The organism is Vibrio sp. 10N.286.48.C11, assembly GCF_041469805.1.
In the GTDB taxonomy this organism is placed as follows: Bacteria; Pseudomonadota; Gammaproteobacteria; order Enterobacterales; family Vibrionaceae; genus Vibrio; species Vibrio crassostreae_C.
On record NZ_JBFRLK010000048.1, the window covers coordinates 1 to 25,780 of the forward strand.

Sequence of the window (25,780 nt, forward strand, 5' to 3'; positions counted from 1 at the left end):
GCCTCCTCCTACTCGATTTAATTCTTTAGACTATCAGATCATGCGTACGCGCAGCGCAGTTTCATGATTTCACTATTTATTTCTTTCACGGTTTGGAAGTGACGCTTCTCTGCTCGGTCTGGTAGTACGAGTTTACCGTTATCAAACTCAAATTTACCTACGCCGTAAATGTAGATTCGTCCTTTGAAAAGTCGACTTACATGTTTAGCAATCATACTCGGTGTATAGCGCTTAAACAGTCTCATTCTTAATTATCCTTATATTTACCTAGCCTGCATATTATAGAAAAACTCCGAGATAATAATTGTGATAAGCATGGAGTTATATGCAGTAGCGTTGACGTTAATTAGATATTTGTGCTGTTCTAAGCACTTTCTTCAGTAAATATCTATTTTTACGTGAGCTCCTCCCCAAAATAATACTGAGTAGTGAACTGCCGTGAACTTTTCTGTTCAGTATTAAGCAGTGATAATGTTACAAGTATAAGAATAGGCGGGATTTTTTTGTTTGTGTAATCAAATTGTAAATTTCGGACAAAAAAAAGCCCGTCTAAAACGGGCGAATAGTCACAGATGCATTACACAAAAGTGGATACTGATGTTACTCAGTGGATTCACTTGCACTGATTTGCTTAATAGCTAGTCAGTAAATTTACAATAACGCAAATTTAACTTTGTGACTACTTATGCTTTTATTTTGAGTAACTATTTATTAATGGTGTGTTCTTCTTATGACGAGGTTCACACTAAAAATGTACTCAATGAAATATTAAAATGAAGTTTGCGAAGCATGATCTAAACGATCATCGACTGATGTCCGCGACGGTCGGTGCACATAGCGCCATAAGATCATTGAGATCCAGCGCAACGCCAGCCATTCGGTCGCCGGAGCTAATGGTTACGGTCGAGTTGTTTTGAATGGAAGGATCAAAAATGATCGGCATGTGTCTCTTGAGAGCGAGCGGACCAACACAACCCACTTTAAAACCGGTTATCGCTTCAATATCAGCGAGCGACACGCAGGTCATTCGACGGCAATTCAGTACCGAGCGTACTTTCTTGGGGTCGACAGAGCGATCGCCAGCAGTACAGGCTAACGCATACTGGTTGCCCATATCCTTGAGCAGGATGCACTTCACCATTTGAGAGGCGTCGATGCCTCGCTCTTGTGCAGTTTCTTCAATGCTGGTGGTTGGCTTGCTTTGCATCAGCAGGCGATAATTCACCTGCTGTTGATCCAGCCATTGTGTAATCTGCGTTTCCACGTGGTTACTCGTCGTCAAGGCTGTACGGCAGTGGCAGGATATTCCATGTTTGATCAGGCTGCGCGGTCAGTCGCAGCTGAACATCGTCATCAAGGTTGTTTGGCAGTACCATCAAACCAATCGCTCGGTTATCAGCAAATTGATAGACGTTTAATAGTCGGCCTGCGCCACGCCAGTTCTCACCCACACTACGTTCCAGTTCAATAGGGTTTTCTAACGACAGCACGTCCGCAGTTGTGCCCGACACAATGCGCATCTCACGCTTGTTCATGCCACGGTATTTAGCACGAGCAACTGTTTCTTGACCTGTGTAACAGCCTTTTGAAAAGCTGATACCGCCAATCGCTTGCAGGTTGAGTGCTTGAGGGATGTGTTCGTTTTGCTCTGCTTTCGATAGGTTCGGCTGAGCATCAAGAATTTCATGATACTGCCAAAGTGTTTCTGATACTTTCTCCGCAGCGCTGTTTGATACCAAGGCTTCAGCGGCTTCTTCTGTCACAAGTAGAGCCCAGCGGTTATCTGCAACTTGAACCGCTGTACCACCAGAGATAGCACGCACATTACCTTGGCTTTCTGAAATAGAATCAATGTATTGATTAGCTGACGAACCCATCACACCGATAACAACGTCAGACGTTTGCTCGATATCGACCTTAGAGAACACCGCGTACTTCTTGATTTCAACGAGCTCGACTTCAATCGCTGATTTAGGTTGCATGAGTGCGTAGCCACCGTTGTGGTGGAACAAACGAAAGATACTCCATACCTTTCCTTTTGCATCACAGTGCGCGCCTAATGTGGATTCATCATTAGGAAGAGTGACGACATCGCACGTTACTTGACCCTGTAGGTACGACTTTTTGTCATCGCCTATCATGGTGATTGCGCTCCAGTCTGACACGTGTGTCATCATCAGTTCTGGAAGCGATTCATTTTGCGTATGAGCGAGTGGCTGAAATGTGTTTTTCCAATCCATTTTATCTTTCCTAAGAATTTTATTTGGCTCTATGTTAATCCGGTTCTGTTTCTTTGTCAGCCTAGGTTTTTTTGTGAGCTTAGATAGGGACTGTGACTCACATAGTAGTTACAGGGCGTATGACTTGTTACACTCCGAGAAAGAAAAATTATAGGTGAGGATAGCCAATGTACACTGCAGAGCAGAAAGCACGAATTAAATGGGGTTGCCGTCGCGGCATGTTAGAACTTGATGTAGTCATCATGCCATTTTTCGAAGAGTGTTTTGATTCATTGCAAGAGCAGGAACAGCGCGAGTTTGTTTCTCTATTAGAGTGTGATGACCCAGATTTGTTTACTTGGGTGATGGGACACGGACGCAGTGAAAACCTAGGCCATGCATCAATGGTTGATAAAATTGTCGCACACAACCTCAGCAAGGTTCGTTAAGCTCCAGCTTAACCCTTCATATTCCGCATTATTCGCAAAGGGCACTGTTTTCGGGTGCCTTTTGTTTTTCATCGTCCTGTCTTCTATTCCACTTGTTGTCAGCCTTTATTGCTTGGCACTGCTGATTCATCTGCTTCAAACTAATCATCTGATTTTGAATAGTGCCCATGGCCGTTTTGATTATAAAGAGGATGGTGATATTCGACTCAATGACCGAACTTACCGACTCAAGTCCGTTGATAAGATCTGGGCGCAGTTCTTCGTTAAATTACAGTTTGAATGTGGGCACTCGGTACTGCTTTGGCGAGACAGCTGTTGCGAGCGCGAATATCGTCATTTTCTGGCGAACTTACAACGAGCGCGCTAGAGAAGCCAAACTATTCGATGAAAGAAAGTATTAGATAAAAGAAAGCGTTAGACAAAAGAAAAGGGAGCACTCGGCTCCCTTTCGTTTAATCATTTTCCGCTGACGGCTAATTCGCTAAGCACGTTTAACCAATTATTATGATTGGCGTTTCTCTGGCGTCAGAATCGTTGGGCCACTGTCTTCTGCAAGTTCAGGGTAATCCAACGTGTAGTGGAGGCCGCGGCTCTCTTTACGTTGCATTGCACAACGAACCATTAGCTCTGCCACTTGTAGCAAGTTACGCAGTTCTAATAGGTTATTCGAAACCTTGAAGTAGCTGTAGTACTCATGAGTTTCTTGTTGCAGCATCTGAATGCGACGCAATGCTCGCTCTAGTCGTTTATCCGTTCGAACAATGCCCATGTAATCCCACATGAATAGGCGCAGTTCGTGCCAGTTGTGTTGAATGATAACTTCTTCATCACTGTTGGTGACCTGGCTTTCATCCCATGCTGGCAGTTCAGCGCACAGTTGAGATTGGTCGATGTTCTCAACGATATCTTTTGCTGCTGCCCATGCGTAAACCACACACTCAAGCAGTGAGTTAGAAGCCATTCGGTTTGCACCGTGTAAGCCGGTGTAGCTCACTTCGCCAATCGCATACAAGTTCGTTAGGTCGGTTTGACCCTGCTTATTCACCATGACACCACCACACGTGTAGTGAGCGGCTGGTACGATAGGGATCGGCTCTTTGGTCATGTCGATGCCCAAGTCCATCAAGCGAGTATGGATCATCGGGAAGTGCGCTGTGATGAATTCTTCAGGCTTGTGGCTGATATCAACATACATACAGTCGGCACCTAAGCGCTTCATTTCGAAGTCAATTGCACGAGCAACCACATCACGTGGCGCCAGTTCACCGCGCTCATCGAAGTCCTTCATAAAGCGAGAACCATCTGGACGACGCAAGTAAGCACCTTCACCACGCAGTGCTTCCGTTAGTAGGAAGTTACGCGCTTCTGGGTGGAATAAACAAGTTGGGTGGAACTGGTTGAACTCAAGGTTTGCCACACGACAACCCGCACGCCAAGCGATAGCAATACCATCACCTGAAGAAACATCTGGGTTAGAGGTGTATTGGTAAACCTTTGAAGCGCCGCCTGTTGCTAATACAACAAACTTAGCGCGCACGGTTTCAACATGTTCTTGGTTACGGTTCCAAATGTAGGCACCGATCACCTTGTCTTTTGAACCACCAATCTTATCTTCCGTGATCAAATCCAGCGCATTGTGGCGCTCGAAGATCTCGATATTTGGGTGGTTGTTGACGTTATCTTGTAGTGAGGTTTGCATCGCCATGCCAGTTGCATCGGCAGCGTGCAGAATTCTGCGGTGACTGTGGCCACCCTCACGAGTGAGGTGATATTTTGGTTGGCCTTCTGTGCTGTTCTCATCTTTATCAAATGGAACACCACCATCAATCAGCCATTGCACACACTCTTTCGCATTTTCAGCAATGAATTGAACTGTATCTTCTTCGCATAACCCAGCCCCAGCGATTTGAGTATCCTCTACATGAGACTCAATACTGTCCGACTCATCGAACACCGCGGCGATACCACCTTGTGCGTAATACGTCGATCCTTCGCTGCGTGGTCCTTTGCTTAATACAATTACTTTTGCATGTTCTGCTACGCGTAAGGCTAATGACAAGCCTGCCGCACCACTTCCTACCACTAATACATCACACTGATGTTCACGGTTTGCGTTCATAAAACTTATTAAATCCCGGGCTATAGTCGAGTTGTCCACTCTCAATTGACTTTGTCTTGTTTTAGGAGTTTGGCTAAGACTGTTATAATCTCTCCAGAGTCATCCTTAAACGCTATGCAAAATCAATATATAGACAGCTATCTAGAAATATTTAATTGCTCAATACCATTGCTTTTGCTCAAGTTTCCCCAAATTGATAGGGATAGCTATTTTTATTACATCACATTGTGAAACAATAATGGCAAATAATTTTAAGAAAGTTGGAACTTTCGGTATTTGGCTTAGTCACAATAGTGCTCTTGTAGACGGTGGTGTCAATACTACATTTCGCATAATTAGTACCCATATCTGTGAAGGTGAGGGTTATAACAATAGGAGTACCCGCTCGAATGAACGAGCAGCTAACCGATCAAGTGTTGATTGAGCGAGTTCAGAGTGGAGATAAGCAGGCATTTAACTTACTAGTGGTTAAGTATCAAAACAAAGTTTGTAATCTTATCTCTCGATACGTGAATAATTCCGGTGATGTACCTGATGTAGCACAAGAAGCTTTTATTAAAGCTTACCGCGCGATACCTAACTTTCGTGGCGAGAGTGCCTTCTATACATGGTTATACCGAATTGCCGTGAACACCGCTAAAAATCATATCGTTGCCCAAAGCCGTAGGCCGCCAGCAACCGATGTAGATGCAGAAGATGCAGAATATTACGAAACAGGCAGCGCGTTAAAAGAAATATCGAACCCTGAGAACTTAACGCTGTCTAAAGAATTGAAACAAGTTGTTTTTGGAGCGATTGAAGCGCTACCAGAAGACTTAAAAACTGCAATGACGTTGCGAGAGCTCGAAGGTTTGAGCTACGAAGAGATTGCAGAAGTAATGGATTGCCCTGTAGGAACCGTACGTTCGCGTATTTTCCGAGCTCGTGAAGCGGTGGAAAAGAAAATCAAACCTCTTTTGCAACGCTAGAACTTGTAATAATTATGGTGAAAATAATGGCTGATAAAGAAAAGCTTTCGGCACTCATGGATGGTGAAACGATCGATAAAGCTCTCATTGTAGATCTAGAATCTGATCAAGAAAGCATGGATACTTGGCAGAGTTACCATTTAATTGGTGATGTTATGCGTGGGGATTCGCCAGAAACTCCAGAGTGGAACATTGCTAATAGTGTAGCGGCAGCGCTTGAGAACGAGCCTGCACATGGTTCAATGTCGAACCTGCACCAAGTGAATGTTGAACCTACTGTTGCTCCAATTGAAGAGCAACCTAAACCTCAGCAAGCGAAGCGTCAGCTTCCGGCGTGGTTACAACAGTTTGGACAAGTTGCCGTGGCAGCGTGTGTTTCATTAGCCGTTGTATTAGGTGTTCAACAATATGGTGGTAGCGACCCTGCAGCACCAGAGCAGTTGCCTGTACTCCAGACGATTCCATTTGCCGGTTCTGCGGAACCAGTAAGTTTAACGCGTGACTCTGTTGAGAAACCAGCATCTGAAGCTAACTTGCAAGAGCAGCGCAAACGCGTTCATGCATTGTTAGAAGATTATGAGCTGCAGCTAAGATTAAACAGTGATGCATCGCCAATGCAAGATGCACATCTAGAATCGGACATTGAATGAAGAAAATCCTGGTCAGTGCACTGACACTGTTCAGCTTGATGTCTCCAACAGCCTTTGCAGAGGAAACCACTGCAAAGGCCTTGTTGCATCAAATGAACGAGGCCAGTCAGCATCTAAATTACGAACTCTCCTACATTTTGATAAAGAAGAGCAGTATTGAGCCTCTTGTTTATCGCCATGCGGTTAACGACGACCAACAACTTGCACACCTTGTTTATCTAAGCGGCCCTGTTCGTGAAGTCATTCGACGTGGCAACGAAGTTAGCTACATCGAGCCGGGTACAGAGCCATTTACGATTCAGTCAGGCAGCATGGTTGCGCCTGTTATTCCGATGATTAATCGAGATATCGAATCTCTGAATCAGTACTACGACTTTGTGAAAGTTGGTCGCTCTCGTGAAGCAGGTAGCACCACTCAAGTGCTGCGTGTCGTGCCGAAAGATGGCCTTCGCTACTCTTACGTGGTTTGGGTAGACGAAAAAACGAATCTTCCTTTGCGTGCCGACCTTTTGGATCGTGATGGCGAAGTGCTTGAACAGTACCGCACTATCTCTTACGTGGTGAACGATAAGATTGCTGAGGCTATGGGTGGCTTGAGCCAAGCTCAATTGCCGAAAGTTTTATCATTACCGGAAGGCTTAGTGAGTGAAACTAACTGGCAAGCGTCGTGGATTCCTGAAGGGTTTAAATCAAAAGAGCTTAGCCGCTATCAAATGGCTGCGACCGATAAAATGGTTGAAAGTCAGCTTTTCAGTGATGGACTGTTTAACTTTTCGGTTTATATCGCGGAAAAAGATGAGCATTCATTGAAAGGGCAGCTGGTGCGTCAAGGGCGTAGAACCTTGCACAGCTTAGTGATTGGCGATAAAGAGATCTCTGTGGTTGGTGACATTCCGCCGGCAACTGCAAAACGTATTGCTCAGTCAGTTACATTTAATAAATCGGTACAAGCGCAATGATGACCGCGCTGGCGACCGTTAGCTCGGTTGAACAAAAAGGTAAGCAATACTTTGTTCAATTGAGCTGCGAACAACAAACCAGTTGTAGCAGCTGTTCTTCTCAAAAAAACTGCGGTACGGGTATTGTGACCAAGGCTGTTGGCAATAAATCTTTGTTTTGGCAGCTTAAAACCAAAAGCTTAGTCAAAGCTGGACAAATCGTAGAAATTGGCTTTCCAGAAAAAAGCCTACTTCAGTCGGCGGCGATTGTTTATCTCATCCCACTTTTCATGTTGATGATTGGTGCTGGTTTTGGGCAACTCTTGTTACAACCCTTACTCCAGGGGGGCGAGGGCATTGTTATCTTAAGTGCAGCACTGTTTACTGCTGGTGGGATTGCCTTAGCGAAGCGGTTAGCCAAACCCATGGAAGACAAATCCAAGCAAGAAGTCGTCTTGATTCGAATCCTAGGTGAGTCTCTCGTCTAATTTATGATGCTTCTTGCCCTTAAATTGGGTAGAATCTGCCAACTTGATTGAAATGCCGCCACCAATGCTGACTGTAGATTGGACGCGTCGCGGCTTTCTTATTATCCCTATTCAAAGAGTTTAGTCACACCAAGCCTATGAAGCACATTCGTAATTTTTCGATTATCGCCCACATCGACCACGGTAAGTCGACCCTTTCTGACCGCTTAATCCAAGTTTGTGGAGGATTAAGTGAACGTGAGATGGCAGCTCAAGTCCTCGATTCTATGGATATAGAACGCGAGCGTGGTATTACAATTAAAGCGCAGAGTGTGACTTTAGATTACAAAGCTAAAGATGGTGAAACTTACCAACTTAACTTTATCGACACTCCTGGACACGTAGACTTCTCTTACGAAGTATCTCGTTCTCTAGCGGCTTGTGAAGGCGCACTACTTGTAGTGGATGCTGGCCAAGGTGTTGAAGCACAAACTCTAGCAAACTGTTACACAGCAATCGAAATGGAACTGGAAGTAGTGCCAATCTTGAACAAGATTGACCTACCAGCTGCTGAACCAGAACGTGTTGCTGAAGAAATCGAAGAGATCGTTGGCATCGATGCGATGGAAGCGACTCGCTGTTCTGCGAAAACAGGTTTGGGTGTTGATGATGTTCTAGAAAACATCGTGACGGCAATCCCGCCACCGGAAGGTGATCCTGAAGCGCCTCTACAAGCGTTGATCATTGACTCTTGGTTCGATAACTACCTTGGCGTAGTTTCTTTGGTTCGTATCAAAAACGGTAAGCTGAAGAAGAACGATAAGATCAAAGTAATGTCGACAGACCAAGTATGGGGTGTTGACCGTCTAGGTATCTTCACGCCTAAGCAAATCGATACTACAGAGCTAAATACTGGCGAAGTAGGTTGGGTTGTTTGTGGTATTAAAGACATCCTAGGTGCACCGGTTGGTGATACGTTGACGCTTGCAAAAGGCGGCAGCACTGAACGTCTACCTGGTTTCCAAAAAGTGAAGCCTCAGGTATACGCTGGTCTATTCCCTGTATCATCTGATGACTACGAAAACTTCCGTGACGCGTTAGGCAAATTAAGCCTGAACGATGCATCACTGTTCTTTGAACCAGAAAGTTCAGCAGCACTTGGTTTTGGTTTCCGTTGTGGCTTCTTAGGAATGCTTCACATGGAGATCATCCAAGAGCGTCTAGAGCGTGAATACGACCTAGACCTAATCACAACTGCTCCAACAGTAGTGTATGAAGTTGTAAAAACAGATAAAACGGTTCTTTACGTTGATAGCCCGGCTAAACTGCCAGCGGTTAATGACCTAGAAGAAATTCGTGAGCCAATTGCACGCTGTAATATTCTGGTACCTTCGGATTACCTAGGTAACGTAATCACACTGTGTGTTGAGAAGCGTGGCGTACAAGTAGACATGGTCTACCACGGTAACCAAGTTGCTGTGACGTACGATCTTCCTATGGCAGAAGTAGTTCTAGACTTCTTCGACCGTCTGAAGTCAACGTCTCGCGGCTATGCATCATTGGATTACAACTTCCAACGTTACGAGCCATCAAACATGGTACGTGTAGACGTACTGCTGAATGGCGAAACAGTTGATGCACTAGCTATCATTACGCACAAAGATATTGCTCAGTCTCGTGGTCGTCTACTGGTAGAGAAGATGAAAGAATTCATCCCTCGTCAGATGTTCGATATCGCGATTCAAGCAGCGATTGGTAACCACATCATTGCTCGTTCTACAGTGAAACAACTGCGTAAGAACGTAATCGCAAAATGTTACGGTGGTGATATCAGTCGTAAGAAGAAACTTCTTAAGAAACAAAAAGAAGGTAAGAAGCGTATGAAGCAGATCGGTAACGTTGAACTGCCTCAAGAAGCTTTCCTTGCAATCCTTCATGTTGGCAAAGACTAGGTATCAATCGCACTAACTATCTGCTGAACATTACTGGTTAAAATCGTTTATTTCTTTGTTGCAAAGATTGCAATTAGGCCCACTAGTCACTGCACTTTGCGCCTCGAACTAAACGATTTTTCCTGCGTAATCTCCCCAGCATTTAGTCAGCATGATTGATACAGATTAGAAATATTAAGCAGAGTGAAAGGGTTATACTCTTTCACTTTCGTTATTTTTAAAGAAATGAAATTTAAGGGATATCAATGGCTAATACATTTTCGCTTATCTTAGTGATCGTAACTCTAGTGACCGGCATTGTATGGGCGTTGGAAAAGTTTGTGTGGGCGAAGAAGCGCCAGCAAAAGCTTGCTGACGTTGAAGCACAATCGAATGGCCTAGACGCTGAAACTAGCGCAAAAGTTACGGCTCAACCTTGGTGGGTTGAGAACAGTGTGTCCATTTTCCCGGTAATTGCATTTGTTTTGGTTCTGCGTTCATTTATTTATGAACCGTTTCAAATCCCTTCTGGCTCGATGATGCCAACGCTTTTGGTTGGTGACTTCATCTTGGTAGAGAAGTACGCGTACGGTCTAAAAGACCCAGTATGGCGCACTCAACTGGTAGAAACGGGCAAGCCAGAGCGTGGTGATTCAATCGTATTTAAGTACCCACCTCAGCCTAACATCGACTACATCAAGCGTGTTGTTGGTATGCCAGGTGACACCATTCGCTACAGCAGTCGTAAAGAGATCTGCATTCAGGCGAAGGGTGCAAGTAGCTGTGAACCAGTGAAACTAAGTAATGTTGAAGAGAGCCAATTTATTCAAGATGGTGTGCCTCTGATTCAGCTGAACGAACAGCTTGGAGACGTAGAACACCAGATTTTAGTTAACCCATTGCGCCGCGATCGTGTGCAAGCATATCAGCCTCGCAATGGTGTTAACGAATGGGTCGTTCCAGAAGGCCAGTACTTTGTGATGGGTGATAACCGTGACAACAGTGCCGATAGCCGTTACTGGGGCTTTGTCCCTGAAGCAAACCTTGTTGGTAAGGCCGTTGCTATTTGGATCAGCTTCGAATTCGAACGCGGTTCAGACAGTGTACTTCCAACATGGATTCCTACTGGTGTGCGTTTTAATCGCATCGGTGGGATTCATTAATCGATCACATAACACATCGAGAGAGCATGAATTCTCCAATTGATAAACTAGAGAGAAAGATTGGCTATCAGTTTAATGATGCCGATCTTATCCACTTGGCGCTGACTCACCGCAGCGCCGCAGGTAAACATAACGAACGTCTTGAGTTTCTGGGCGATTCAATTTTAAGTTTTGTTATCGCTGATGATCTTTACCACCGTTTTCCTAAGGTAAACGAAGGTGATATGAGCCGCATGCGCGCAACATTAGTACGTGGTCATACATTGGCAGAACTAGGTCGTGAATTCGAACTAGGAGATTACTTAAAATTAGGTCCAGGTGAGTTGAAGAGTGGCGGTTTCCGTCGTGATTCTATTCTAGCGGATGCGGTTGAAGCGGTCATCGGCGCTGTCTATTTAGATAGTGATACCGAGACGGTTCGCGGCATTATTTTAAGCTGGTACCAATCTCGCCTAGATGCTATTCAGCCTGGAGTATCTCAAAAAGATCCGAAAACTCGCCTACAAGAGTTTTTGCAAGGTCGAAGAAATCCTCTACCTGTCTACACAGTGACTAATATTAAAGGTGAAGCACACAACCAAGAGTTTACGGTTGAGTGTGAAGTGGCAGGTGTGGATAAACCTGTTATCGGTAAAGGCACTAGCCGCCGCAAGGCAGAACAAGCGGCTGCTGAAACAGCATTAGAGCAACTAAGCAATGTCTGATAACAACCAAGATTTCGATATCGATGCATTCTTTTCATCTGATAGCAAAAAAACAGGCCTACCGGAAAACCAACACTGTGGCTTCATCGCTATTGTCGGTCGCCCAAATGTAGGTAAGTCGACGCTTCTGAACCATATTCTGGGTCAGAAGATTTCTATTACATCACGTAAACCACAGACGACACGTCACCGTATTATGGGCGTTGAAACTGAGGGTGATTACCAAGCGATCTTTGTTGATACTCCTGGACTTCATATTGAAGAAAAGCGTGCCATCAACCGCTTGATGAACCGTGCGGCGAACAGCTCATTGAGTGATGTAAACCTAGTATTCTTCCTTGTCGATGGTACTCACTGGACTGACGACGATGAGATGGTTCTGAACAAACTGAAGAAGACTGACTTCCCAGTTGTACTTTGCATCAACAAAGTAGATAACGTTCAAGACCGTACTAACGTGATGCAGCACATGATGGAAGTCTCTAAGAAGATGGACTTCATTGATGTAGTGCCAATCTCAGCGAAGCAAGGTAAAAATATTGATGTACTGCGTAAGCACGTACGTGAACATTTACCTAAAGCGACACACCACTTCCCTGAAGAATACGTGACTGATCGCTCGCAACGTTTTATGGCCTCTGAAATTATCCGTGAAAAGCTAATGCGCTTTACGGGTGACGAGCTACCTTACTCGGTAACGGTTGAAATTGAACGCTTCGATTACAACCCAGATAACGATGGCTTCCACATCAATGCTCTGATTCTTGTTGAACGAACAGGTCAGAAGAAGATGGTGATTGGTAAAGCGGGCGAGAAGATCAAAACAATTGGTCGTGAAGCGCGTATCGATATGGAAGAGCTATTCGGTCGTAAGGTTTACCTAGAGACTTGGGTTAAGGTTAAATCTGGCTGGGCTGATGATGAGCGTGCACTTCGCTCGTTAGGCTACATCGACGATCTATAATATATTGAACGTCACTTTCTGAGATTAAGAAAGTTGAACTGAAGATAAATCCAAGAGAGAGTGCGAACTCTCTCTTTTTGTATCTGTAATAAGGGTAAGTGATTGAGCGAAGGGTTACAGCGATGCTTTGTGTTGCACCGTCGACCATACAGTGAGTCGAGCCTGATCTTGGACGTCTTCAGCGAAGAGTTCGGTCGGGTGACGTTGATGTCTAAAGGCGCTCGCAGCAAGCGTTCCAATTTGAAAGGTGCATTACAACCTTTTACGCCGCTATTGCTTAAGTGGTCTGGTAATGGTTCGATGAAAACCTTACGCCAAGCTGAACCCATCAGCTTGGGGCTCCCTCTCGCCGGTATTAATCTGTATTCAGGCATGTACGTGAACGAGCTTATCGGTCGGGTATTGATGGCGGAAGTACCGATGCCTGCACTTTTTCACGACTATCTTCATGCTTTAACAGAGCTGGCGCATAATGATAATCCTGAGCCAGCACTGCGTCGCTTTGAGCTGGCTCTATTATCTGCTATGGGTTACGGCGTCGACTTTTTACACTGCGCGGGCACTGGCGAAGCGATTGATCCGAGCATGACTTATCGCTATCGAGAGCAGAAAGGTTTCATCGCTTCAGTACGTCGAGATAACCTGACTTTTATGGGCGATGAACTTATTGCAATCAGCGAACGTAGGTTTATCACTAAAGAGCAGTTAAAAGCGGCAAAACGCTTTACACGCATAGCCTTAAAGCCGTATCTTGGCGGCAAACCATTAAAAAGTAGAGAGCTATTTATGCCAACAATAGCCCTCTCCAGAGCACGGAGTATTGGAAAATGAGCTCAATCCTTTTAGGCGTTAATATCGACCATATTGCAACACTACGTAATGCACGTGGTACTAAATACCCAGATCCAGTACACGCAGCTGAAATCGCTGAACGTGCTGGTGCAGATGGCATTACTATTCACCTGCGTGAAGACCGTCGTCACATCGTTGATCGCGATGTGCGTATTCTGGCTGAAACACTTCAAACTCGCATGAACTTGGAGATGGCCGTAACGGACGAGATGGTTCAAATTGCACTCGATACTAATCCTGAGTTTGTTTGTCTGGTTCCTGAAAAACGTGAAGAGCTAACCACTGAAGGTGGCTTGGACGTAGTTGGTCAACTAGAGAAGATCAAAGCGGCGACACAAAAACTGTCTGCAGCAGGTATCAAGGTATCTCTGTTTATCGATGCTGACCGTGAGCAAATCGATGCTGCAAAAGCGTGTGGCGCACCGTTCATTGAACTGCACACGGGTCACTATGCTGATGCTAAGACAGAAGAAGATCAACAAGACGAGCTTAAGAAGATCGCAGCAGGCGCAAGCTATGCAGATGACTTAGGTATCACAGTCAATGCGGGTCATGGTCTGACTTACCACAACGTAGCACCGATTGCGGCACTTCCAGAGATCTACGAGCTGAACATCGGTCACTCGATCATGGGACGTGCAGTGTTTGATGGCTTAAACAAAGCCGTTGCAGACATGAAAGCAATCATGGAAACAGCACGTAACAACGCTTAGTTCGGCAAGTCGTCGGCACTAAGCGATGTACAGTTAATCATTAGACAGAAGTTAAGTAGTAGAGGAAACATGGCAGTTGTTGGATTAGGTACAGATATCGCAGAAATCGAACGTGTCGAGAAGGCGCTGTCGCGAAGTGGCGACGCTTTTGCTCAGCGTATTTTGACGGATTCTGAGTTTGAAGTATTCCAACAGTTGAAGCAAAAAGGCCGTTACCTTGCAAAACGTTTTGCTGCTAAAGAAGCTGCATCTAAGGCGTTAGGTACGGGGATTGCGCTGGGTGTTACCTTCCACGACTTTGAGATTTCAAACGATGAGCATGGTAAGCCAGTATTGAGCTTACACAAGAAAGCGCGTGAAATCGCAGAGGCGAATGGCACAACATCGATTCATCTGACTATCTCGGATGAGCGTCACTACGCTGTGGCAACGGTGTTACTCGAATCGTAAACAGATTATCGCGACTTTATATCTAGTGCTCTTGGCTCTAGACAGAAAAAAGCAGAGCTCATGAGCTCTGCTTTTTTATTGGCGGGTAAACCCTCTAAAGAATACTAGTGAGTAACAAGTACCCGCTAGGCCTTCGCCTGTTTCAAGTAGTGAATCGCGGTTGCTTGAACCTTATCTAATTCATCCTGAAGCTCGAAAAGCTCAGGTTCAATGTCTTCAACAGAAGTACCTGAACGCAGCTCTTTCTCTATTGTCGCACATACCGATTTTAGCCTTGGTACGCCGCTGTACGAGCTGCTGCCATGCATCTTGTGAATGATGTGTATCAGCTCTTCAACTGGATAGTCACTGTCTTCTATCGCTTTGTCTGCTGCCTCATACACCTCTGGAATAAAGTCGACGAGCATTTGCAGCATATCGCGTGCGAGGTCTTCTTTATTGGCGGCTTGTTTCATCGCAGCTTGCCAATCAATGATGATGTTTGTGTGCACGCTGGCTTCAGTTTCTGACACCGGACCGTTGTCGACTTCAGCAGAGACCGCTGGGTGGTCTGGATCTATTTTTTCGATGAGCTCAACCTCAGAGGTCGAGCTCCAATGAATCAGAACCTGCTGTAAAACATGCTCTTCAATAGGTTTGGTTAGGTAGTCATCCATGCCCGCTTCAAGCAGTCGATCTCGTTCGCCAATCATTGCATGTGCGGTCACGGCAATTACAGGTGTATTCGCATTGTTCGCCAGTTTTTTGATGTTCTGACAAGCGGTTACACCGTCCATCTGTGGCATTTGAATATCCATGAAGATGATATCAAATGGCGTCTCTGTCGCTTTGTCTATAGCCTGCTGACCACTGGTACAACTGATGACGGTTTCTACACGCTCTTTAAGCAGCGCGGTAATCAACTTAAGGTTGGCTGGGTTGTCGTCTACTGCCATCACAGTAAGCGGTAACTTCTCTTCAGAATGCGTTTCAATCGCTGGTGCAATCAAGGTAGGTGCCTGATTCGATACCAGAGTTTGCAGCAACTTCTTACGAGAAAGAGGCTTAGTGATGCACTGAACATCGACCTCTTTCATTAGTTGCTCACCCAACGCTAGCTCGGTACTTGGTGTACCAATAATCACGTTTTGAGCAATCTTCTTCGCACCGATCGCCCAACCACTCACAGTATCAAATTGATACTCTTGGTTGGCGGCTAGGTTAAGCAGAACGTAGTCATACGAGGTCGTCTCATCTGGCATCACCGAACGATACGTTACCACTAAGCCTTCTTGGGTTAGGATTTGCTGAGTAATCGATGCCGCTTGCATGTTTGGCTCGATAAGCAGCAGTTGTTTGTCTTGCAGACACTGCGTCTCAATCAGCTCTGTCATCGGCATATCAGTCGTTGATAGTCTCAAGGTGAACCAGAAGGTAGAGCCTTGGTGAAGACGACTGGTTAGGCTGATCTCTCCGCCCATTTGGCTGACCAGTTTTTGGGTGATAACCAGACCTAAGCCTGTACCGCCGTAACGACGAGAGATACTTGCATCGGCTTGGCTGAAAGCTTGGAAAAGCTGAGCTTGTTGACGCTCAGAAATACCAATACCCGTATCGCGAACCATGAACTGCAGCTCGATGTTGTCTTCGCTTTGTGAACGCAGCTCAACGCTGATATCAATATTGCCGCGCTCGGTAAACTTGATTGAGTTACCCACTAGGTTGGTTAGGATCTGCTGAATACGCAGTGGATCGCCCACCACACCTGGCGGTACTTTAGGGTCGATCTTCAGTGTCAGTTCTAGGCCTTTCTCATGAGCGTTGGTTGCTTGAAGGTTTACTACCTCTTCAAGGCTGGCTTGGAATTCAAATGGGATGTTCTCTAGGGCTAATTTACCGGCTTCAAGTTTCGAGAAGTCCAAGATATCGTTGATGATGCTAAGCAGGTTGTTTGCCGAGCGTTCAATGGTTTGTAGGTAATCGGTTTGACTGTTCGATAGGTGAGTCTTGAGCATTTGACGAGTAAAGCCAATCACACCGTTCAGCGGCGTTCTCAATTCGTGAGACATATTCGCTAAGAACTCAGACTTAACACGAGCCGCTTCTTGAGCGCGTTTCTTCGCGATGTCTAACTCAACGTTTTGAATCTCTAGCTGTTCAAGAGTTTCACGCAAATCTGATGTGGCCTGGTCGATACTGTGCTGCATCTCGACGTGATACTCTGATAGCGATACCGCCATCGCATTGATACCGTTTTTCAGCGAGTCTAGCTCACCATGCATCTTACCTTCGATACGCACATCTAGGTGACCTCGACGAATTCGGTCGACCATGTTTTTCATGTGTGTGATCGGTTGAGTGACATCGTGCATTAAGCGGAACGCAAACACGCCCGATAAACCAAGCCCGAGAATCAACACTAAGAATGCAGAGAACACTTCTTGATATTGCTGCAATCGAAGTGATGAAAGATCTAATTCAATCGCAATGTAGCCGATCGCTTGATTAGCTTGAGACTGACCGTTGGCTGAATTGATGTACTGGCCTTCGGCGATGATAGGTGTCCGCAGAATCAGCGTATTATCGAGAAGGTTCGATGAGCTTAAATGCGGGATCGGTTTATCTTTGGGGTAGGTCAGGCTTTCAAAATCGGGGTGGAAGTTTGAGGTTACAAACAACTCATGACGCTCATCAAACACCGCGATACTGCGCACTAGCTTAGAATTCTTTCGATGCGCATAGCTAATAAGCTGACGAACAGACTCTCGACTTTCGAGCTTCATGCCTGATTCACTCGTAATCGCAAGTGGCTCAATGATGCTAGTACCAGTGTTAACCACTTGACCTTCAAGGTCTTGATAGCGGTTAAATGAGAAAAATGCACTCAATAGCAACCCAATAATCAGGGTTGGAGCTAGAGTTAAGGTAATTACACGGGCTCTTAAGCCATATCTGGTCATGTTCTTTAATTACATCGAGGTCTGGATATGGGAAAATAACGCACACAATGGCGGTTAAGTGAACGGTAAGCTTAATCAAAGCCGTGACGTTCGACAATGATTCCAAGACATAATAGTGAGTCCTGGATACCAATTACTTATTAAAAGATACATTAGGCACAAGCAATGGCACGTTTTTTCCAACCAAAAAAGAAAACTCAACTCGAGACCAAGCATCAATCGGTTTTGGTTGAACGAATGGATCACAATGGCGCTGGCATCGCTTATCAAAAGAATAAACCGGTTTTCATTGATGGCGCATTGCCCGGTGAGCAGGTGGTTATTCAACTTACTGAGAGCAAAAGTAAGTTTTCGCGAGCTAAACTCATCAAGTTATTGAAGCCGAGCGAGCAGCGTTTAAAGCCGTTTTGTAAGCACTTTAATCAGTGTGGTGGTTGTCACCTTCAACACCTAGGTTACTCTTCTCAGGTTGAGCATAAATCGCAATCTCTGACGCACCTGATGAGCCAATACCAAACGGCGAACACTGAAGTTGCACAACCTATTGTCGGTGATGAAACCGGTTATCGACGTCGCGCACGTATCAGCCTATTTGTTGATAAGAAGACACAACAGCTTCAATTCGGTTTCCGTAAGAAGCAGAGTAAGCAGATTGAAAACATCACCGACTGTGCCGTGCTTGATCCTCGCCTTAATGTGTTGCTGCCAAAACTGAAAAATTTACTGAACACTTTCAACAGCCTTACGTCTTTAGGACACGTTGAACTGGTGTTGGGCGATACTGGCCCTGTTATGGTGCTACGTCACCTTAAGCCTCTGGTTGAAAAAGATGAGCAAGCGCTGATTGCGTTAGCAAAAGAAGAAGGCGCTACGCTGTATTCGATGCCTGAAACCGATAAGTTGGTCCGTCTGGTTGGTGATGCGCCTAGCTACAGCGAAACTGGCGTGACGTTACCGTTTGAGCCAAACCACTTTATCCAAGTAAACCAGAAAGTGAATCAGCAGATGGTGGCTCAAGCGATTGAGTGGCTAGAGCCTCAAGCGGATGAGCGAGTGCTAGACCTGTTTTGTGGTCTCGGTAACTTTAGTCTGCCTATCGCGCAACAATCGGCGTTTGTGGTTGGTGTAGAAGGCGTTGATGAAATGGTTCAGCAAGCCGCATCTAATGCAGCGTTAAACCAGTTAAGCAATACGGAATTTTACCAAGCTAACCTTGAAGAAGACTTATCTTCACAGCCTTGGGCAAAAGAGAAATTCGATAAAGTATTGCTTGACCCGGCACGTGCGGGAGCGAGTGGGATCGTTGATCAAATTTCAGCGTTAGGAGCGAAGTGTGTGGTTTATGTTTCGTGTAATCCTGCTACTCTAGCTAGAGATTCTGAGAGCTTAGAAAAACAAGGCTATCAATTAGCCAAACTGGGTATGTTGGACATGTTCCCACACACCAGTCATCTAGAATCGATGGCTCTCTTTATCAAGGCTTAGAGGCCCTTAAACAAGGCTTCAAATGAATCACAAAGGCGCAGGGAAGCCTGCGCTGATATCAATATGGTCGAACTAACTTGGAACCAGTTAGTCATATTGAATTGGGTATAAAACATAATAACTAGGAAGGCATGATGGTTGCGGTACGAAGCGCACATTTAAACCCAAGCGAACAGTTTGAGCTAGAAAGTTGGATTGCGTCATTGAATCAAGACGCAAAAACCTCGAATAAACTGATTAAAGTTTATCGTCACTGTGAAGAACTTTTAAAAGATCACGAGCAAGCATCGCTCTTGCTTTGGCGTGGCCGTGAGATGATCGAAATCTTGGTCACCTTGTCCATGGACCGTGCCACTTTAATTGCTGCACAACTTTTCCCCGTCGTCTCAAGCGGCGTTTTTGAGCGCGAAGCGTTTGAAGAAAGCTACGGTAAAGAAACCGTAAAGTTGATCGATGGCGTTGAAGAAATGGCGGCCTTAGGCCAGTTAAACGTGACCCTTGAAGGCAGTGCTGCCTCGGGTCAAGTTGATAACGTTCGACGCATGCTACTGGCTATGGTCGATGATTTCCGCTGCGTAGTCATCAAACTCGCTGAACGAATCTGTAACCTTATCGAGGTAAAAAAAGCGCCTGATGCTGTGCGTCGCGCGGCCGCAAAAGAGTGTTCTAACATCTATGCCCCACTGGCAAACCGTTTAGGTATCGGCCAACTTAAGTGGGAAATCGAAGATTACGCATTCCGCTACCAACAACCAGATACCTACAAGCAGATTGCAAAACAGCTGTCTGAGCGTCGTATCGTTCGTGAACAATACATCACAGATTTCGTTGATGATTTAACCGCAGAAATGCAGCGTTCAAACATCAATGCTGAAGTGAGTGGCCGACCAAAACACATCTACAGTATCTGGCGCAAAATGCAGAAGAAAGGCTTAGCCTTCGATGAGCTTTTTGACGTACGAGCAGTACGTATTATCGCTGACCAGCTGCAAGACTGTTACGCCGGCCTTGGGGTGGTACACACTAAATACAAGCACCTCCCGAGCGAATTTGATGATTATGTGGCGAACCCTAAGCCAAATGGTTACCAGTCGATTCATACCGTAGTACTTGGCCCTGAAGGCAAGACCATTGAGATTCAGATCCGTACTAAGCAAATGCACGAAGACTCTGAGCTTGGTGTGGCGGCGCACTGGAAGTACAAAGAAGGAGCTTCAAGCGGCCGTAGTGGCTACGATGAGAAAATCACTTGGTTGCGTAAACTTATCGACTGGCAAGAAGAGATGTCGGACTCTGGCGAGATGCTGGATGAGGTACGTAGCCAAGTCTTCGATGACCGTGTATACGCATTTACTCCACGTGGTGACGTGGTCGACTTACCAATGGGCGCAACCCCGTTGGATTTCGCCTACCACATCCACTCGATGGTCGGACACCGCTGTATCGGTGCCAAAGTAGCGGGGCGTATCGTACCGTTCACTCATAAACTATCGATGGGCGATCAAGTTGAGATCATCACGCAGAAAGAGCCGAACCCATCTCGTGACTGGTTAAATCCAACCACAGGTTTTGTTCATTCTGGTCGAGCTCGAGCGAAAATCAACGCTTGGTTCCGCGCACAAAGCCGTGAGAAAAACCTAGAAGCGGGTCGTGATATCCTGGAAGTTGAGCTAGCGAAAGTAGGCGCAACCCTAAAAGATGCTGATCAATACGCACTAAAACGCTTTAACGTGAATACGCCAGACGAACTCTATGCAGGTATTGGTAGTGGCGACTTGCGTATTAACCAAGTGGTTAATCACATCAATGCGCTAGTGAATAAGCCAACGGCGGAAGAAGAAGACAAGAAAGCGCTAGAGAAACTGCTTGAGTCGGAAAACAAGCCGGCACAACAGAGTCGTCCGAAGAAAGATGCGGTAGTGGTTGAGGGCGTTGATAACCTAATGACGCACCTAGCGCGTTGCTGTCAGCCAATCCCAGGTGATGTGATTAAAGGTTACATCACTCAAGGTCGTGGTATCTCAGTGCACCGCGCTGACTGTGAACAGCTAGGCGAGCTAAGCGTGCATGCGCCAGAACGTATCATTGATACCGTTTGGGGTAATGGCTTTGTCGGTTCATACATCCTAACGCTGCGTGTTGAAGCGCTAGAACGTAATGGCTTGTTGAAAGACATCACCTCACTGTTCTCGAATGAAAAGATCAGCGTGACCACAATGAAGAGCCGCATCGACTACAAGCGTCAGCTATCGGTAATGGATTTCGATTTGGAAGTGACCAATATTGAGATTCTGAGCCGAGTGACAAGTCGAGTAGAACAGATCAAAGATGTAATGAGCGTTAAGAGACTTGGATGATCCTTTTGTGTCATTTATGTCATTCCCTACAGTGAGGGACGAACGTGATAGGGAATCTCGCCAAGCGGTTTGAGATCCCCAACTCGCTCATACTTCACTCTTGGAGATGACGAAAAATAGAAAGGTGAGTGGTTTTGGCTGCTCACCTTTTTTAGTTTTAAGAAAAGAATTAGATTAAAACAATCAAACAGAATAATAGGAAAGCACCATGAGCCACCCGATTGAACAACTAGAACAAATTATGACTAAGCTGCGCGATCCAGAAGGTGGCTGTCCTTGGGATTTAAAACAAAATTTTGAAACAATTGTCCCGCATACTATCGAAGAGACGTACGAAGTGGTGGATGCGATTCACAACAAAGATTGGCCGAACCTACAAGAAGAGTTGGGTGACTTGTTGTTTCAGGTGATCTTCTATAGCCAGTTCGCGAAAGAACAGGGGTTGTTTGAGTTCTCTGATGTGGTTGATGGCATTAACGAAAAGCTAACACGCCGTCACCCGCATGTGTTCTCTGATACTGAGTTTGCCAGTGATGAAGAAATCAATGCCAATTGGGAAGCGGAAAAAGCCAAAGAAAAAGCACAAGCAGGCAAAACTCAAGAAAGTATTCTAGACTCAATACCAAACTCTCTACCTGCACTTTCGCGTGCTACAAAAATTCAAAAGCAGGTCGCGAAATATGGCTTTGATTGGGACTCAATTGGCCCAGTCGCCAATAAGGTATTAGAGGAAGTGGACGAGGTGCTAGAAGAAGCACTTCAAGTGACGCCAAACGAAGAATTGGTTGAAGAAGAGCTGGGGGATTTACTGTTCGCGACCGTTAACTTGGTACGACATTTAGGTAAAAACCCAGAATCGGCACTCAATAAAGCCAATCTCAAGTTTTCGCGTCGCTTTAAAGGGGTGGAACAAAAAGTTCGTCAGCAAGATAAAAATTTGACTGACTTTTCACTACAACAGCTTGATTCCATGTGGGATGAAGTCAAAGTGGCGGAGAAAAGATAACCAAAGCTTTTATCATGAATTGATTTGAAGCAAAAAATAAAAAATAGCAGTGTGATAGATTTCACGTTGTGGCGATAAGGGGCTTCTGGTATATTTTCATCCCGTCCAGAAGTAGTCCATTTCCCTCATTCAACCAATTTCAGGTTAAACATGACGACAAATTACATTTTTGTTACTGGCGGGGTTGTATCCTCTCTAGGTAAAGGTATTGCTGCAGCATCTCTTGCAGCTATTTTAGAAGCTCGTGGTCTTAAAGTGACCATGATGAAGCTTGACCCTTACATCAACGTTGATCCAGGCACTATGAGCCCGACTCAGCACGGTGAAGTGTTCGTTACGGAAGATGGCGCTGAAACAGACCTTGACCTTGGTCACTATGAGCGATTCATTCGCACCAAGATGACTAAGCGTAACAACTTCACTGCAGGTCGTGTTTACTCAGACGTACTAGCAAAAGAGCGTCGCGGTGATTACCTAGGTGCAACAATTCAGGTTATCCCACACATCACTAACTCTATCAAAGAGCGTGTTATTTCTGGCGCAGCTGGCCACGATATCGCGATCGTTGAAGTTGGTGGTACGGTTGGTGATATCGAATCTCTACCATTCATGGAAGCGATTCGTCAGCTAGCAGTAGAACTAGGCCGTGAACGCGCAATGTTCATGCACCTTACTCTAGTGCCATACCTAGCAGCTGCGGGCGAAGTGAAAACTAAGCCAACGCAACACTCTGTAAAAGAGCTACTGTCTATTGGTATTCAGCCAGACATCCTAGTTTGTCGTTCAGACCGCAACATTCCTTCGAACGAGCGTAAGAAAATTGCTCTGTTCTGTAATGTGCAAGAAAATGCAGTTATTTCTATGCGCGATGTTGACTCTATCTACAAGATCCCTCAGCTTATTAAAGCTCAAGGTACTGATGAACTTGTATGTAAGCGTTTCGGCATCACAGCTCCAGAAGCAGACCTGTCTGAATGGGAACAAGTAATTTACGAAGAAGCTAACCCAACGGGTGAAGTGACGATTGGTATGGTTGGTAAGTACATTGAACTACCAGACGCATACAAATCAGTAAATGAAGCGCTAAAACACGCGGGCTTGAAAAATCGCCTAAGCGTTAATATTAAATACGTAGATTCACAAGACGTTGAGTCTCGTGGCGTAGAAGTTTTAGAAGGCCTAGATGCAATCCTAGTTCCTGGTGGCTTTGGTGACCGTGGTGTTGAAGGTAAGATTCTTGCTGCTCAATACGCTCGTGAAAACAAAGTACCGTACTTAGGTATCTGTCTAGGTATGCAAGTAGCACTTATCGAGTACGCTCGTAACGTTGCGAAAATGGAAGGGGCACACTCTTCTGAATTCTGTACTGAAACTAAGTACCCAGTTGTTGGTCTTATCACTGAGTGGACTGATGGCGAAGGTAAAGTTGAAGAGCGTACAGAAACATCTGACCTTGGCGGCACAATGCGTCTTGGTTCACAGCTTTGTCACCTAGCGAAAGGGACGAAAGCTTACGAATTATACGGTAGCGCGACGATCCATGAACGTCACCGTCACCGTTACGAAGTGAACAACAATCTTCGTCCACAAATCGAAAAAGCGGGCCTAAAAGTATCGGGTCTATCTGCGGACAAGAAACTGGTTGAAGTTATTGAGAACCCGAACCACCCATGGTTCGTTGCTGCTCAATTCCACCCAGAGTTCACTTCAACACCTCGCGATGGTCACCCATTGTTTGCAGGTTTCGTTAAAGCGGCTGGTGAGTTCCAGCGCGGCGAGTTAGAGAAGTAAAAAGGAATACAGGTAGCTGCGTAAGTTGTGCTGCTACCTTTAAATTTGACATTTATATATTCAACGAGAAGGAAACATTCAATGTCTAAGATCGTTAAAGTTCTAGGTCGTGAAATCATCGATTCACGTGGTAACCCAACTGTAGAAGCTGAAGTACACCTAGAAGGCGGTTTCGTAGGTATGGCTGCTGCTCCATCTGGCGCATCTACTGGTTCTCGCGAAGCTCTTGAGCTACGTGACGGCGACAAATCACGTTTCCTAGGTAAAGGTGTTCTTAAAGCTATTGAAGCTGTAAACGGCCCAATCGCTGAAGCTCTAGTTGGTACTGACGCTAAAGCACAAGCTGACGTTGACCAAATCATGCTTGACCTAGACGGTACTGATAACAAGTCTAAGTTCGGCGCGAACGCTATCCTAGCTGTATCTCTAGCTAACGCAAAAGCTGCTGCTGCTGCGAAAGGCATGCCTCTATACGAGCACATCGCTGAGCTAAACGGTACTGCTGGTCAGTTCTCTATGCCTCTACCAATGATGAACATCATCAACGGTGGTGAGCACGCAGATAACAACGTTGACATCCAAGAGTTCATGATCCAACCAGTTGGCGCTAAAACTCTTAAAGAAGGTCTACGTATCGGCGCTGAAGTATTCCACAACCTAGCTAAAGTTCTTAAGTCTAAAGGCTACAGCACTGCAGTTGGTGATGAAGGTGGTTTCGCTCCTAACCTTAAGTCTAACGCTGAAGCTCTAGAAGTTATCGCAGAAGCTGTTGCAGCTGCTGGTTACGAACTAGGTAAAGACGTTACTCTTGCTATGGACTGTGCAGCATCTGAGTTCTTCGACAAAGAAGCTGGCATCTACAACATGAAGGGCGAAGGTAAAACTTTCACTTCTGAAGAGTTCAACCACTACCTAGCTGAGCTAGCGAACAACTTCCCAATCGTTTCTATCGAAGACGGTCTTGACGAGTCAGATTGGGATGGCTTCAAGCACCAAACTGAACTTCTAGGCGACAAGCTTCAAATCGTTGGTGACGATCTGTTCGTTACAAACACTAAGATTCTTGCTGAAGGTATCGAGAAAGGCGTAGCTAACTCTATCCTTATCAAGTTCAACCAAATCGGTTCTCTAACAGAGACTCTAGCTGCTATCAAGATGGCTAAAGACGCTGGCTACACTGCAGTAATCTCTCACCGTTCTGGCGAAACTGAAGATGCAACTATCGCTGATCTAGCGGTAGGTACAGCTGCAGGTCAAATCAAAACTGGTTCTATGAGCCGTTCTGACCGTGTTGCTAAGTACAACCAACTTATCCGTATCGAAGAAGCTCTAGGTTCTAAAGCTCCTTACAACGGTCTTAAAGAAGTTAAAGGTCAATAATTCGTCCTATTTGGCACTGTAGCTGCGTTAACTGCAGAAGATTCACTAAGTCACATAGGAAACTATGCTCCATAGCTGAATCTTCTTTGTTGCCTTGCTACAGCACCAACTAGTTAGAATTATGCACTAATACTTTTGAATGCCTCGCTTATGCGGGGCATTTTTTTGTCTGTAGAAAACTGAATGAAAGAAGCTCTAGGCTCTAAAGCTCCTCCTTGTCACATATAAAGTTCGT

At 45.4% G+C, this 25,780-nt stretch carries 23 protein-coding genes; 18 read left to right on the forward strand and 5 right to left on the reverse strand.

The window, feature by feature from the left end:
- Window positions 1-38: 38 nt before the first annotated feature.
- From AB4209_RS13380 to ygfZ, 3 genes are all read right to left on the reverse strand, one after another.
- Window positions 39-245 carry a DUF1107 domain-containing protein gene (locus tag AB4209_RS13380; RefSeq protein WP_009847660.1) on the reverse strand — a complete coding sequence of 69 codons (207 nt, stop codon included), beginning with the start codon at window positions 243-245 and terminating at the stop codon, window positions 39-41.
- Between the two features lie 557 nt (window positions 246-802).
- A complete protein-coding gene (locus tag AB4209_RS13385; protein ID WP_372056179.1) occupies window positions 803-1,264 on the reverse strand; it encodes an aminoacyl-tRNA deacylase in 462 nt (153 codons plus the stop codon).
- A 4-nt stretch (window positions 1,265-1,268) separates the two neighbouring features.
- Complete coding sequence (gene ygfZ, locus AB4209_RS13390) at window positions 1,269-2,240, reverse strand: tRNA-modifying protein YgfZ (RefSeq protein ID WP_017068701.1); 972 nt, start codon at window positions 2,238-2,240, stop codon at window positions 1,269-1,271.
- A gap of 167 nt (window positions 2,241-2,407) precedes the next feature.
- Between ygfZ and AB4209_RS13395 the strand changes: the two genes are divergently transcribed.
- Together AB4209_RS13395 and AB4209_RS13400 are read left to right on the forward strand one after the other, a co-directional pair.
- Complete coding sequence (locus tag AB4209_RS13395) at window positions 2,408-2,668, forward strand: succinate dehydrogenase assembly factor 2 (protein ID WP_004735374.1); 261 nt, start codon at window positions 2,408-2,410, stop codon at window positions 2,666-2,668.
- Window positions 2,616-3,035 (forward strand): protein YgfX, encoded by a 420-nt coding sequence (locus tag AB4209_RS13400; RefSeq protein WP_372056181.1) that lies wholly within the window; start codon window positions 2,616-2,618, stop codon window positions 3,033-3,035. Before AB4209_RS13395 ends, AB4209_RS13400 begins: the two co-directional genes overlap by 53 nt.
- A gap of 135 nt (window positions 3,036-3,170) precedes the next feature.
- Here AB4209_RS13400 and nadB read toward each other — a convergent pair whose 3' ends face one another.
- Window positions 3,171-4,787, reverse strand: coding sequence for an L-aspartate oxidase (nadB, locus tag AB4209_RS13405; RefSeq protein WP_017059049.1), 1,617 nt, complete (start codon window positions 4,785-4,787; stop codon window positions 3,171-3,173).
- A 389-nt stretch (window positions 4,788-5,176) separates the two neighbouring features.
- Here nadB and rpoE point away from each other — a divergent pair, with 389 nt between their 5' ends.
- The 11 genes from rpoE to acpS all read left to right on the forward strand — a co-directional run bounded on the left by rpoE (window position 5,177) and on the right by acpS (window position 14,587).
- Window positions 5,177-5,755, forward strand: coding sequence for an RNA polymerase sigma factor RpoE (gene rpoE, locus AB4209_RS13410; protein WP_008223963.1), 579 nt, complete (start codon window positions 5,177-5,179; stop codon window positions 5,753-5,755).
- Between the two features lie 26 nt (window positions 5,756-5,781).
- Complete coding sequence (locus AB4209_RS13415) at window positions 5,782-6,405, forward strand: sigma-E factor negative regulatory protein (protein ID WP_017063205.1); 624 nt, start codon at window positions 5,782-5,784, stop codon at window positions 6,403-6,405.
- Window positions 6,402-7,364, forward strand: a complete 963-nt coding sequence (gene rseB, locus AB4209_RS13420; protein ID WP_017059047.1) for a sigma-E factor regulatory protein RseB — start codon at window positions 6,402-6,404, stop codon at window positions 7,362-7,364. Before AB4209_RS13415 ends, rseB begins: the two co-directional genes overlap by 4 nt.
- Window positions 7,361-7,831: a SoxR reducing system RseC family protein gene (locus AB4209_RS13425; protein WP_017059046.1), complete on the forward strand. Its 471-nt coding sequence runs from the start codon at window positions 7,361-7,363 to the stop codon at window positions 7,829-7,831. The genes rseB and AB4209_RS13425 overlap by 4 nt, the downstream gene beginning before the upstream one ends.
- A 137-nt stretch (window positions 7,832-7,968) precedes the next feature.
- On the forward strand, window positions 7,969-9,762 hold the full coding sequence (gene lepA / locus AB4209_RS13430) for a translation elongation factor 4 (protein ID WP_017059045.1): 1,794 nt from the start codon (window positions 7,969-7,971) through the stop codon (window positions 9,760-9,762).
- Window positions 9,763-10,007: 245 nt separating this feature from the next.
- Window positions 10,008-10,904, forward strand: coding sequence for a signal peptidase I (gene lepB, locus AB4209_RS13435; protein ID WP_372056183.1), 897 nt, complete (start codon window positions 10,008-10,010; stop codon window positions 10,902-10,904).
- A 26-nt stretch (window positions 10,905-10,930) separates the two neighbouring features.
- Window positions 10,931-11,608 carry a ribonuclease III gene (rnc, locus tag AB4209_RS13440; RefSeq protein WP_017066012.1) on the forward strand — a complete coding sequence of 226 codons (678 nt, stop codon included), beginning with the start codon at window positions 10,931-10,933 and terminating at the stop codon, window positions 11,606-11,608.
- A complete protein-coding gene (era, locus tag AB4209_RS13445; RefSeq protein WP_017059042.1) occupies window positions 11,601-12,572 on the forward strand; it encodes a GTPase Era in 972 nt (323 codons plus the stop codon). Before rnc ends, era begins: the two co-directional genes overlap by 8 nt.
- A gap of 102 nt (window positions 12,573-12,674) precedes the next feature.
- Window positions 12,675-13,403, forward strand: a complete 729-nt coding sequence (gene recO / locus AB4209_RS13450) for a DNA repair protein RecO (protein WP_019826299.1) — start codon at window positions 12,675-12,677, stop codon at window positions 13,401-13,403.
- Window positions 13,400-14,137 (forward strand): pyridoxine 5'-phosphate synthase, encoded by a 738-nt coding sequence (gene pdxJ / locus AB4209_RS13455; protein ID WP_017059040.1) that lies wholly within the window; start codon window positions 13,400-13,402, stop codon window positions 14,135-14,137. The genes recO and pdxJ overlap by 4 nt, the downstream gene beginning before the upstream one ends.
- A gap of 69 nt (window positions 14,138-14,206) precedes the next feature.
- A complete protein-coding gene (gene acpS, locus AB4209_RS13460) occupies window positions 14,207-14,587 on the forward strand; it encodes a holo-ACP synthase (protein WP_017059039.1) in 381 nt (126 codons plus the stop codon).
- A gap of 125 nt (window positions 14,588-14,712) precedes the next feature.
- On the opposite strand, the gene barA is transcribed toward acpS, so the two are convergent.
- Window positions 14,713-17,526: a two-component sensor histidine kinase BarA gene (gene barA, locus AB4209_RS13465; protein WP_017059038.1), complete on the reverse strand. Its 2,814-nt coding sequence runs from the start codon at window positions 17,524-17,526 to the stop codon at window positions 14,713-14,715.
- Between the two features lie 165 nt (window positions 17,527-17,691).
- On the opposite strand from barA, the gene rlmD reads away from it, so the two are divergent.
- The 5 genes from rlmD to eno all read left to right on the forward strand — a co-directional run bounded on the left by rlmD (window position 17,692) and on the right by eno (window position 25,545).
- Window positions 17,692-19,011 (forward strand): 23S rRNA (uracil(1939)-C(5))-methyltransferase RlmD, encoded by a 1,320-nt coding sequence (rlmD, locus tag AB4209_RS13470; RefSeq protein ID WP_372056185.1) that lies wholly within the window; start codon window positions 17,692-17,694, stop codon window positions 19,009-19,011.
- 134 nt (window positions 19,012-19,145) lie between these two features.
- Window positions 19,146-21,368: a GTP diphosphokinase gene (gene relA, locus AB4209_RS13475; RefSeq protein WP_017059036.1), complete on the forward strand. Its 2,223-nt coding sequence runs from the start codon at window positions 19,146-19,148 to the stop codon at window positions 21,366-21,368.
- Window positions 21,369-21,576: 208 nt separating this feature from the next.
- Window positions 21,577-22,374, forward strand: a complete 798-nt coding sequence (gene mazG / locus AB4209_RS13480) for a nucleoside triphosphate pyrophosphohydrolase (protein WP_372056187.1) — start codon at window positions 21,577-21,579, stop codon at window positions 22,372-22,374.
- A gap of 150 nt (window positions 22,375-22,524) precedes the next feature.
- Window positions 22,525-24,165 carry a CTP synthase gene (locus AB4209_RS13485; protein ID WP_017063214.1) on the forward strand — a complete coding sequence of 547 codons (1,641 nt, stop codon included), beginning with the start codon at window positions 22,525-22,527 and terminating at the stop codon, window positions 24,163-24,165.
- An 81-nt stretch (window positions 24,166-24,246) separates the two neighbouring features.
- Window positions 24,247-25,545, forward strand: a complete 1,299-nt coding sequence (gene eno, locus AB4209_RS13490; protein WP_017059033.1) for a phosphopyruvate hydratase — start codon at window positions 24,247-24,249, stop codon at window positions 25,543-25,545.
- Window positions 25,546-25,780: the final 235 nt, after the last annotated feature.

Bases quoted from the DNA above. Each gene is read 5' to 3' on its own strand.
- mazG (WP_372056187.1), top strand. From the start codon at position 21,577: ATGAGCCACCCGATTGAACAACTAGAACAAATTATGACTAAGCTGCGC.
- ygfZ (WP_017068701.1), bottom strand. From the start codon at position 2,240: ATGGATTGGAAAAACACATTTCAGCCACTCGCTCATACGCAAAATGAA.
- rnc (WP_017066012.1), top strand. From the start codon at position 10,931: ATGAATTCTCCAATTGATAAACTAGAGAGAAAGATTGGCTATCAGTTT.
- AB4209_RS13485 (WP_017063214.1), top strand. From the start codon at position 22,525: ATGACGACAAATTACATTTTTGTTACTGGCGGGGTTGTATCCTCTCTA.
- era (WP_017059042.1), top strand. From the start codon at position 11,601: ATGTCTGATAACAACCAAGATTTCGATATCGATGCATTCTTTTCATCT.
- acpS (WP_017059039.1), top strand. From the start codon at position 14,207: ATGGCAGTTGTTGGATTAGGTACAGATATCGCAGAAATCGAACGTGTC.
- nadB (WP_017059049.1), bottom strand. From the start codon at position 4,787: ATGAACGCAAACCGTGAACATCAGTGTGATGTATTAGTGGTAGGAAGT.
- lepB (WP_372056183.1), top strand. From the start codon at position 10,008: ATGGCTAATACATTTTCGCTTATCTTAGTGATCGTAACTCTAGTGACC.
- AB4209_RS13425 (WP_017059046.1), top strand. From the start codon at position 7,361: ATGATGACCGCGCTGGCGACCGTTAGCTCGGTTGAACAAAAAGGTAAG.
- AB4209_RS13380 (WP_009847660.1), bottom strand. From the start codon at position 245: ATGAGACTGTTTAAGCGCTATACACCGAGTATGATTGCTAAACATGTA.
- AB4209_RS13395 (WP_004735374.1), top strand. From the start codon at position 2,408: ATGTACACTGCAGAGCAGAAAGCACGAATTAAATGGGGTTGCCGTCGC.
- rpoE (WP_008223963.1), top strand. From the start codon at position 5,177: ATGAACGAGCAGCTAACCGATCAAGTGTTGATTGAGCGAGTTCAGAGT.
- relA (WP_017059036.1), top strand. From the start codon at position 19,146: ATGGTTGCGGTACGAAGCGCACATTTAAACCCAAGCGAACAGTTTGAG.
- AB4209_RS13415 (WP_017063205.1), top strand. From the start codon at position 5,782: ATGGCTGATAAAGAAAAGCTTTCGGCACTCATGGATGGTGAAACGATC.
- AB4209_RS13400 (WP_372056181.1), top strand. From the start codon at position 2,616: ATGCATCAATGGTTGATAAAATTGTCGCACACAACCTCAGCAAGGTTC.
- barA (WP_017059038.1), bottom strand. From the start codon at position 17,526: ATGACCAGATATGGCTTAAGAGCCCGTGTAATTACCTTAACTCTAGCT.
- lepA (WP_017059045.1), top strand. From the start codon at position 7,969: ATGAAGCACATTCGTAATTTTTCGATTATCGCCCACATCGACCACGGT.
- pdxJ (WP_017059040.1), top strand. From the start codon at position 13,400: ATGAGCTCAATCCTTTTAGGCGTTAATATCGACCATATTGCAACACTA.
- rlmD (WP_372056185.1), top strand. From the start codon at position 17,692: ATGGCACGTTTTTTCCAACCAAAAAAGAAAACTCAACTCGAGACCAAG.
- eno (WP_017059033.1), top strand. From the start codon at position 24,247: ATGTCTAAGATCGTTAAAGTTCTAGGTCGTGAAATCATCGATTCACGT.
- rseB (WP_017059047.1), top strand. From the start codon at position 6,402: ATGAAGAAAATCCTGGTCAGTGCACTGACACTGTTCAGCTTGATGTCT.